Annotated in this window: 7 protein-coding genes; 3 read left to right on the top strand and 4 right to left on the bottom strand. The window is 67.0% G+C overall.

Annotated elements, in window-relative coordinates; translation table 11 throughout:
- Positions 1–285: 285 nt before the first annotated feature.
- On the bottom strand, positions 286–543 hold the full coding sequence (locus ABTZ89_RS30740; protein ID WP_351051260.1) for a hypothetical protein: 258 nt from the start codon (positions 541–543) through the stop codon (positions 286–288).
- Positions 544–591: 48 nt separating this feature from the next.
- Entirely contained in the window at positions 592–984 is a 393-nt protein-coding gene (locus ABTZ89_RS30735) for a hypothetical protein (RefSeq protein WP_351051257.1), read from the bottom strand.
- A gap of 323 nt (positions 985–1,307) precedes the next feature.
- Here ABTZ89_RS30735 and ABTZ89_RS30730 point away from each other — a divergent pair, with 323 nt between their 5' ends.
- From ABTZ89_RS30730 to ABTZ89_RS30720, 3 genes are read left to right on the top strand one after another with little or no spacing between them, the layout of a single operon-like run.
- A complete protein-coding gene (locus tag ABTZ89_RS30730; protein WP_270949274.1) occupies positions 1,308–2,060 on the top strand; it encodes an IclR family transcriptional regulator in 753 nt (250 codons plus the stop codon).
- Between the two features lie 29 nt (positions 2,061–2,089).
- Entirely contained in the window at positions 2,090–5,890 is a 3,801-nt protein-coding gene (locus tag ABTZ89_RS30725) for a hydantoinase B/oxoprolinase family protein (protein ID WP_351051254.1), read from the top strand.
- The gene (locus ABTZ89_RS30720) at positions 5,890–7,515 is read left to right on the top strand and encodes an OPT/YSL family transporter (RefSeq protein WP_270949276.1); all 1,626 of its coding nucleotides are present in this window, start codon (positions 5,890–5,892) and stop codon (positions 7,513–7,515) included. The genes ABTZ89_RS30725 and ABTZ89_RS30720 overlap by 1 nt, the downstream gene beginning before the upstream one ends.
- 117 nt (positions 7,516–7,632) lie before the next feature.
- Here ABTZ89_RS30720 and ABTZ89_RS30715 read toward each other — a convergent pair whose 3' ends face one another.
- Together ABTZ89_RS30715 and ABTZ89_RS30710 are read right to left on the bottom strand one after the other, a co-directional pair.
- Positions 7,633–8,196, bottom strand: coding sequence for a hypothetical protein (locus tag ABTZ89_RS30715; protein ID WP_270949277.1), 564 nt, complete (start codon positions 8,194–8,196; stop codon positions 7,633–7,635).
- A 255-nt stretch (positions 8,197–8,451) separates the two neighbouring features.
- Entirely contained in the window at positions 8,452–8,838 is a 387-nt protein-coding gene (locus tag ABTZ89_RS30710) for a hypothetical protein (RefSeq protein WP_351051250.1), read from the bottom strand.
- Between the last annotated feature and the right edge of the window lie 250 nt (positions 8,839–9,088).

The following is a 9,088-nucleotide window of genomic DNA, read 5'->3' as shown; positions in this document are numbered from 1 at the left end:
GCCTGAGAACGCAACTGGCGAGGACGAACAGCGAACCTGCGAGCCCTCCGACGCCTTGACGCCCGAAGGAGCGCGGGACCTCCGACGATCATCGTCGCGGCGCCCGTGTGGTGGTGTCGCTGCTGTTCATCTGTCAGTGATCCAAGCCGCCTGTTGCTTCCAGGAGATCTTCAGCCGTCTCGTTCTCGGCGTGAACATCGCCCTCACGCTACGTTGACGCGAGAACTTCCAGGTATTCCGCCAAATCTGACCGGGATGGGACCGCTTCCGGGCTCATCAAGGGATTCACGCCTGCACCTCCGGTGACAGGCCGAAATGCCCTCGCGCGTAGCGGATGGCTTCCTCCACCACGGGCAGCGGCAACTCTCGGGAAAGCCGGATGTGCAAGTCCGGGGATCCGTAATCGCCGATCTGCGTAATCCAGATCTCGGTCCTCCCCGACGGACCCTCCAGAGTTCGGAACTCAAGCGTCTCCGCGTCGTCGTGCACGTCAGAAGCAGCGGTGACCTGATAGTCGTTCCCCGAGATGCGCACTTGGCCCACAGCACAACCTCCAAAATCGCCTACTCGAGCGGACAGACAAGTCGACAGCTACGCCAGGAAGGGCTTGATGTTCCGGAGTTCTCGCTCGTACTCACCCATGAGCAGAACGTCGATCATGCTCGTCATGGCAACGATCGAACTGGCGTCACCGTCGAGCCAGATGTGGAACCCGCGGTCACCACTGCTGAAAGCGAGCAGGTGCAGCGTCTCGTCGCGGCACTGCTCGAAGTCGTGCAGCAGCCGCTCCGCCCCGAGCACCGGCCGAAACTTCGGACGAGATAACCGCTTCCGATAGATCTCCAGCATCGTCGACCGCTCTACCTGGCCTGCCTCGTACTCCTCGTCTCCCCCAGTCCTGCAAAGCTCCTCGCGAAGCGCCAGTGCAGCGCCGTCTACGCGACCTGAGTCGGCGAGCATGTCCGCCAGCTGAGCCCTCGTCACTACCCCCACACCACCAGCCCTCTCGATCCAGGCGCAAGCCAACGTTCCCCGGTGGCACCACCCCAACACCTTCCTGGTCCCCGCGCACCCGAAATGCGAAGGATCAAGATCGCGTGTCGGAGAACTAGAAGCTCGGCGCGCTGGCCCGGGATTGCTCTCCGACGGTCAACGCGGACTATTCCGGCATTTCCGAATACGTCACAAGTCGCGCAATTCGGCCGCAAAGGGCCTGCAATTCAACCCTTGCGTCAGCAAGTGGTCCGGGTCATACTCGCCTGGTCCAGCATTCTGCAACTGCTGTTCCAGAAAATGGAACTTTCTCTATGACCACTCTTGAAAGCGCAGCCGAAGTGCTCCGCTGCTTTTCGCCTGACCGCACCGAGCTCACGGTTACCGAGACAGCAGCGCTGCTCGGCCTGCCGAAGAGCACCACCTCGCGCTTGCTGCGCGCGATGCTGGCAGCCGGGTTCTTGGAGACCGTCGGGGAGAGCCGGCGCTACCGCCCCGGCGCTCTCGTGCTCGGGCTTTCGCGGTCGTACCGCACCAGTTCGGTCCTGTTCCGGCATGTCGACGCGGCGATCGCGGACATCGTCAAGCAGGTCGGGCACACCGGTTACGTCTCGATCCGCAGCGGGGTCGAGGTCATCGGCCTCACCGACCACCGGGGCAGCAACGCGCTGAGCGTTTCCCCGCAGCTGGGCCGCCCGCTGCCGGTGCATTCGACGGCCACAGGCAGGGCTCTGCTCGCCCGGATGCCCGACGACGCGGTCCGGGAGCTCTTCCCGCACGGCTGGGAACGGCAATCGGCCACGGCACCCGGCTCGGTCGACGAACTGCTCGACCGGTTGTCACTGGTCCGGAGGCAGGGATTCGCCGAGTCCTACGACGAAGCGGTCCGCGGCGCGGGCGTGGTGTCCACCGCCGTCGGGACGCAAGACGACGAGGCACTCGCCATGTGCATCGCCTACCCGCTCGCCACGGTCTCGGCCGAGGAAGTGAACGCGATGAAAGAGCTCATGGTGACCCGCACCGAGGAAATCGCCGCTCTGGTCGGTGACCACACCCGGCAGACCTGATCAAGACCCCACAACTCGGAGGAAAACGCATGTCGCGCCTGCGCATTGGTTTTGACATCGGCGGCACCTTCACCGACTTCGTGCTCTACGACACCGAAGGGCATTCGCTGGAACTGCACAAGCGCCTGACCACACCGCACGATCCGTCGATCGCGGCGCTGGCCGGGATCGAGGAGCTCGTGCAGCGGGCCGGGGTCCGCCTCGCGGACATCGGCGAGATCGTGCACGGCACCACGCTGGTCACCAACGCGGTGATCGAACGCAAGGGCGCGAAGTTGGGCCTGCTCACCACCGAGGGGTTCCGGGACGTGCTCGAGGCGGGCACCGAGCAGCGCTACGACATCTACGACCTGTTCATCCCGTTCCCCGATCCGCTGGTCGCCCGCCGAGACCGCCTCGAGGTGCCCGAACGCATCGACGCGGACGGCGAAGTCGTCGTGCCGCTCGACCTCGACGCGGCGCGCGCCCGCTTGCACGAGTTCTCCCGCAACGGGATCGAGGCGGTCGCGGTCTGCTTCCTGCACTCCTACCGCAATCCCGAGCACGAGCGTCGAATCGGCGAACTCGCCCGCCAGGAGTTCCCGGACCTCGCGGTCTCCCTGTCCTCCGACGTCGTCGCAGAGTTGTGGGAGTACCAGCGCGCAGTCACCACCTGCGCGAACGCTTACGTGCAGCCGCTGATGGACCGCTACCTGGGGCGGCTCGAGCACGCGCTGGCCGAACGCGGCTTCGCCGGTGCGCTGCGCCTGATGCATTCGGCCGGCGGGCTGATCGCGCCTTCGACCGCGCGCGAGTTCCCGATCCGCCTGCTCGAATCCGGCCCGGCGGGCGGCGGCCTGGCCACCGCGCTGTTCGGTCGTTCGGCGGACAAGCTGGACGTGATCTCGTTCGACATGGGCGGGACCACCGCGAAGGCGTGCATGATCGAAGACGGCCGCGCCGAGATCGCGCCGATGATGGAGGCCGCCAGGGTCGACCGCTTCAAGAAGGGATCCGGCCTGCCGATCAAAGCACCGGTCATCGACATGATCGAGATCGGTGCCGGTGGTGGTTCCATCGCGTCGATCGACGAGGTCGGCCTGCTTCGGGTCGGTCCTCGCTCCGCGGGCTCGGACCCGGGCCCCGCCTGCTACGGCAAGGGCGGTACCGAGCCGACCGTCACCGACGCCAACCTCCTGCTCGGCTACTACGACCCCGAGTTCTTCCTCGGCGGGCAGATGGCGCTGGACAAGGCCGCGGCCGAAGCAGCTGTGTCCACAGTGGCCGGACCGCTCGGTCTCGCGCCGGAGGAAGCCGCGTGGGGCATCCACAAGGTCGTCGTGGAGAGCATGGCCGGTGCGGCCCGGGTGCACCTCGTGGAGAAGGGCAAGGATCCCCGGCGGTACGCGATGGTCGGTTTCGGCGGTGCGGGCCCCGCGCATGCCGTGGGCGTCGCCAGGGCTCTGGGCGTCCGCGAGGTGATCGTGCCGCCTGCGTCCGGCGCGGCGTCGGCCGTCGGATTCCTCGCCGCACCGCTCTCGTTCGAGCAGGTGCGCTCGATGCCGGTGCGGATGGTGGACGGCTTCGACCCCGATTCGGTCAACGCGGTGCTGGGCGACCTGGAAGAACAGGGTCGCGCCAAGCTCGCCGAAGCCGGTGTGCCGGACGCCGTCGTGCGGGTCGAACGCGCCGCCGACATGCGCCTGATCGGGCAGCTGCACGAGATTTCGGTACCGCTGCCCGATGGCGTCATCGACGCCGCCAGCCTCGGCCGGATCCGCGATGCCTTCGCCGATTCCTACAAGGCGCGCTACACCTCGCTCTACGAAGGCGCTGAGATCGAGGCGATCAGCTTCCGCGTCACCTGCATCGGGCCCACGCCGTCGGTGTCGCTGACCGGCGGTGCGGCGGCGACCGAATCCGCCCGCAGCAGGAAGGGAACGCGGGACGCCTACTTCGGCTCCGGGTGGGTGGAGGTCGACGTCCACGATCGCTACGCGCTCGCCCCCGGTGACCGGATCGACGGCCCGGCGATCATCGAGGAGCGCGAGTCGACCACGGTGATCCCCCCGGGGGACAGCGTGCTCGTCGACCCCGCGCTGAACCTGCGCATCGACGTCGCCCTCCCGGAGGAGGCCTCGGCCGTCGTCACCGCCGACACCCCGCACGAAGAAGCGGTCAAGGTGATCGAGGGAGATCCGATCGCCCTGGAGATCATGTGGAGCCGGCTGGTCAACGTGGTCGAGGAGATGTGGGAGACGGTGTGCCGCACCGCGTTCTCCCTCGTGGTGTCCGAAGCGCAGGACTTCGCCTGCGAGCTGCTCGACCCGACCGGCGAGACGCTCGCGCACTCGCCGCGCGCGATGCCGGTGTTCAACCTGACCTTGCCCAGGGCCGTCAAGGCGCTGCTGGCCAAGTACCCGGCTGAGACGCTGCAGCCCGGCGACGTCCTGATCACCAACGATCCCTGGCTGTGCGCGGGCCACCTGTTCGACATCGCGCTGGTCACCCCGGTCTTCCACGAGGGAAGGCTGATCGGGCTGATGGGCACGGTCGGGCACGTGGCCGACATCGGTGGCACCAAGGACTACCTGCATCCCCGTGAGATCTTCGAGGAGGGGCTGCAGATCCCGCCGATGAAGCTCTACTCGGCGGGTGAACCGGACGAGTCGCTGTTCACGTTGCTGGGCGAGAACGTCCGCAACCCGAGCCAGGTGATCGGCGACATCCACTCCTTCGTCGCGGCCAACGCACTTGGCGCTGCCCGGTTGCTCTCCTTCGTGCGGGAGTACGGGATGCACGACCTGCAGGCGCTGGCGTCGGTGGTCACGAAGCGCTCCGAGGACGCGATGCGCGCCGCCATCCGCGAGCTGCCGGACGGCGTGTACACCTCCGAGATCGAGAACAACCCGCTCGGCGAGGTGATGCGGTACCCGGTCAAGGTGACGGTCGACGGTGATGCGATCTCCATCGACTTCGACGGCGCCCCCGCGCAGCTGCCGCAGGGCGGCATCAACTGCACGATGAACTACACGGCCGCGCACGCCACCTACCCGCTCAAGTGCATGCTCACCCCGAACGTCCGCGGGAACGCGGGCTGCTACCGGCCTTTCGAGGTGACGGCGCCCGAGGGCTCGATCCTGAACGCGAATCGTCCGGCGTCGGTGAACCTGCGCACCCGCACCGGCTGGTACATCGCGCCGAACCTGTTCAAGGCGCTGGCGCAAGCCGCACCTGAGGAGGTGCAGTCCTTCACCGGGCTGCCGGTGGCCGCGACCATCTACGGCACCGACGCGGACGGTGGCACCTTCTCCGACATGTTCTTCGTCGGTGGCGGGCAGGGCGCGTCGAGCAAGGCGGACGGGAAGTCCGGATTGCTGTACCCCACCTCGGCCGCGAACACGTCCATCGAGCTGTTCGAGACGCGCGTTCCGGTTCTCATCCTGGAGAAGGCGTTCGTCGAGGACTCCGGCGGGGCGGGAGAGCACCGCGGCGGACTCGGCCAGCGCTTCGCACTGCGCAAGCGCCACGACGACGGGCTGCCCGTGCACGTCGCCGTCTACCCGGAAGGCGTCAAGTCCACCACCCCGGGCCTTTTCGGGGGAATGGCGGGGAGCGGAGCGCGCGGAGTGGTGCGTGATCTGGGCGGATCGGTCCTGCACGACTGCGGTAGCGGCGAGCTGGTGCGGATCTCGAGCACCGAGGAGATCATCGAGATCCACGTCGCCGGTGGCGCCGGGTACGGCGATCCGGCCGCTCGGGCCCGGACCGATGTCGAGCGGGACTTGAGCGAGGGCATCATCTCCGAGCGGTCGCGCGTCAGCGATTACCGCCTGGCCGAGGAGGACTGATGTCCGAAGAGCAGACCCTCGCGGCCAGAACCGGACAGCGGCATCCGCGGGCGCTCGCTCCCGCCAACCTCGCGTTGACGGTGGTCGTCAGCGTCTTCGGCGCCATCATCGGGATGCAGATCCTGGTCAACCTGGGGATCTCGGCGAACACTTCGCTGATCGGCGCGCTCGTCGCGATGGTGCTGGCCAGGGTGCCGATGTCGCTGTTCTCGAGCTACCGCTCCATCCATTCGCAGAACCTCGTCCAGAGCGCGATCTCCTCGGCCACCTTCGGTGCGGCCAACGGCCTGCTGCTGCCGATCGGCATTCCGTGGGCGCTGGGCCGCCCGGACCTCGTGGTGCCGATGTTCTGCGGTGTCGCGGCGGCGATGATCGTCGATGCCGTCATGCTCTACCGGCTCTTCGACACCAAGGTCTTCCCGGCGTCGGGAGCGTGGCCGCCGGGAATCGCAGCGGCCGAAGCGATCCAGGCAGGTGACAAGGGCGGACGCCGCGCCGGTCTGCTCGGGATCGGTGTCGTGGTCGGCGCGGCCGGCAGTGCGCTGGGCATCCCGATGTCGGCGTTCGGCGTCGCGTTCATCGGCAACATCGTCGCCATGGTCATGTTCGGCCTCGGGTTGCTGATGCGGCAGTACCAGACGCAGCTGTTCGGCGGGGATTTCTTCGCCACCATCATCCCGAAGGGCAACCTCGCCGAGGCGTACGTGCCGCACGGTTTCATGATCGGTGCGGGGTTGGTCGCCCTCGTGCAGGTCGGCGTGCAATTAGCGCGCAGGAACAGCGAGGGAGGCGGGACGAGCCGGTCCGACGCCGACATGCGGCGAACCCTCGGCCTCGGCTCGGTCGCGTACGTGCTGATCGCGGTGTTCCTCGCGCTGATCTGCGGCTTGTGGACGGACATGTCGGCGGGGATGCTGGTCGCCTTCGTGCTCTACGCCGGGTTCGCGGCCCTGGTGCACGAGCTGATCGTCGGGCTCGCCGCCATGCACGCCGGTTGGTTCCCCGCGTTCGCCGTCGCACTCATCACGCTCATCATCGGCATGATCATCGGATTTCCGCTGGAAGCGCTCGTCGTGCTGGTCGCGTTCTCGGCGGCTACCGGACCGGCCTTCGCGGACATGGGGTACGACCTCAAAGCGGGCTTCATCCTGCGCGGGCACGGCGCGGACGCGGAATTCGAGCTGGCCGGACGCCGCCAGCAGCTGATCTCGGCCATGATCGCGTTCGGCATCGCGATCGCCGTCGTGCTCGTGATGTGGGAGTCGTACTTCTCCCGCGATCTGCTGCCGCCGGTCGACCGGGTGTTCGCCGCCACCATGCACGGCGGGATCTCACCCCACGTCGCGATGTCGCTGGCCATCTGGGCGGTACCCGGCGCGATCGTCCAGCTCGTCGGAGGCTCCAAGCGGCAGGCGGGAATCCTGCTCGCCACCGGTCTCCTGGTCAGCCAGCCTTCGGCGGGCTGGGCGGTGCTGGCCGGGATCGTGATCCGCTTCGCCTGGCTCCGGCTGCGCAGCGAGAAGGCCCGTTCGGAGATGGAGGTCGTCGCCGGCGGCGTGATCGCTGGCGACGCCCTGTTCAGCTTCGGCCAATCAACCCTCAAGAGCCTCGCGGGGAAGGGCTGACAACACGCTCACGACCTCCGCGCCCGTCAGCGCCACCAGCGCTGGCGGGCGCCCGTTCGCGCAGCAGCACCTTTCGGCGCGTCGTGCCTTGAAGGCGGTGACAGACAACCACGTGTTTCAGTGCACCGAGGCTCGCTGGAGGAGTCCCCAGCTGAATTGGAATATGTGTCGGCGCAACACGCCATCCGCGTCTCGACGCTCCGTCTCGTACTGCTCGTAGGGAGGCCACATGTCGCCCTCCTGCAGCGGGCCGAAGCGCTCGCGGACTTCGTCCACCAAGTGCTTCCACGGCTGGAGCGATTCGGGGGACTCGACGTGCGGGACCTCGGAGTTTTCGCACCGCACGAATCCGTCATCGATCCAGAGCCCGTCGCCATCCCTCCCGACGACCTTGAAGTCGAACTCCGGCCACATCGGGAAGTGGTAGAACAGCGCGGTTCCACTCTCCCCGTTCGTCCAGCAGCGTTCCTCCCCGTCGGGCTCCCCCGCGAGCTTCTTGACGTTCGCCAAGGTCATCGTCCCCTGGCGTAAGTCCAGCCCCGCGCTGACCCTTTCACCGACGTCCCTCATCTCCGCTCGCGTAACCCCGAGCTCGGCAAGGGCCGCGTCGATCTGCTCATCCCCACCGATCATGCGCTTCAGCACGAAGAGCTGGAAATCGAGCCGATCACCGGCCACCATCGATCGCCTCCCCCCACAACAAGTTGCCCCCGCCACTTCGACCGGCTCGTTCAGCCCAGTCAGCACCCCCTTGCGATCACCACGCCACCCCAGCATCTTTCTGGCCGACGTTCGCGCCGCACGCACATACAGTTGCGCCTTCGAGATGACTGAAATCCCGGACATCGCAAGGGAGACGCCTGGTCGGATAGCACGCCGTTCCGACACAACCGCCACTGACCAGTGCTCGTCGTGGAGCGTTCGGGGACTGGTTGTTTACTGGACGAACTCGGGTTGGAGCCAAAAGGAGTTCAGGTCTGCGCCGACCAAACCGAGGTGAACGCCGGTGGCGATCTCGATCAGTTCCTCCGGGGATCGCTGATCACGTGACACTCGAACCAAGCCGGTTTGCTCGTCGAACAAGACGTCCCAGTTCGATCGCGCGATCGAGACGGAAACAGCATCTTCGAGTGGTGAGGCGTCGAGCTGAACGATCACCTCGCCCGGCCTGGAGTCGGGCAACTGCAAGGCGGCCCTCTTCCACGAGCTGCTCGGGAGGTATCCCCACGCATAGAGGGCACGGCCGGTGTCCACCGCCACCTCCAGCTGGAGGGTGTCCGCCACGAGGCTGGACCGTCCGCTCTCACCGGCCAGACCGACCAAGTCTTCAAGGCTCTGCGGGCGAAACGCGAACCCTCGCTCTGCCAGGCAGGAGCCCCGCCGGCTTCACCGAGAACTCGTGCACCGCACCTACCTGACAAGATCATCGTGGACGCGCTTGGGCCAGCGTTTCGGCTGGTCAGGAGTCGTGAGTACTTTGGGTTGCTATAACGCCCCAAAGTACTCATCGGTGGCGTGCTGGCGGCCTTCGCCGGTGTCCTGCTCGTCATCATGACCCTGCTCGTGCTGTACC

Origin of the sequence: Saccharopolyspora sp. NPDC002686, assembly GCF_040295745.1 — a bacterium.
Lineage (GTDB): Bacteria > Actinomycetota > Actinomycetes > Mycobacteriales > Pseudonocardiaceae > Saccharopolyspora > Saccharopolyspora oryzae.
Note: the sequence above shows the minus strand (reverse complement) of the source record. Positions and strands in the feature narration are given on the sequence as shown.

Coding starts and splice junctions, on each gene's coding strand:
- ABTZ89_RS30730 (WP_270949274.1), top strand. CDS start 1,308: ATGACCACTCTTGAAAGCGCAGCCGAAGTGCTCCGCTGCTTTTCGCCT.
- ABTZ89_RS30725 (WP_351051254.1), top strand. CDS start 2,090: ATGTCGCGCCTGCGCATTGGTTTTGACATCGGCGGCACCTTCACCGAC.
- ABTZ89_RS30720 (WP_270949276.1), top strand. CDS start 5,890: ATGTCCGAAGAGCAGACCCTCGCGGCCAGAACCGGACAGCGGCATCCG.
- ABTZ89_RS30715 (WP_270949277.1), bottom strand. CDS start 8,196: ATGGTGGCCGGTGATCGGCTCGATTTCCAGCTCTTCGTGCTGAAGCGC.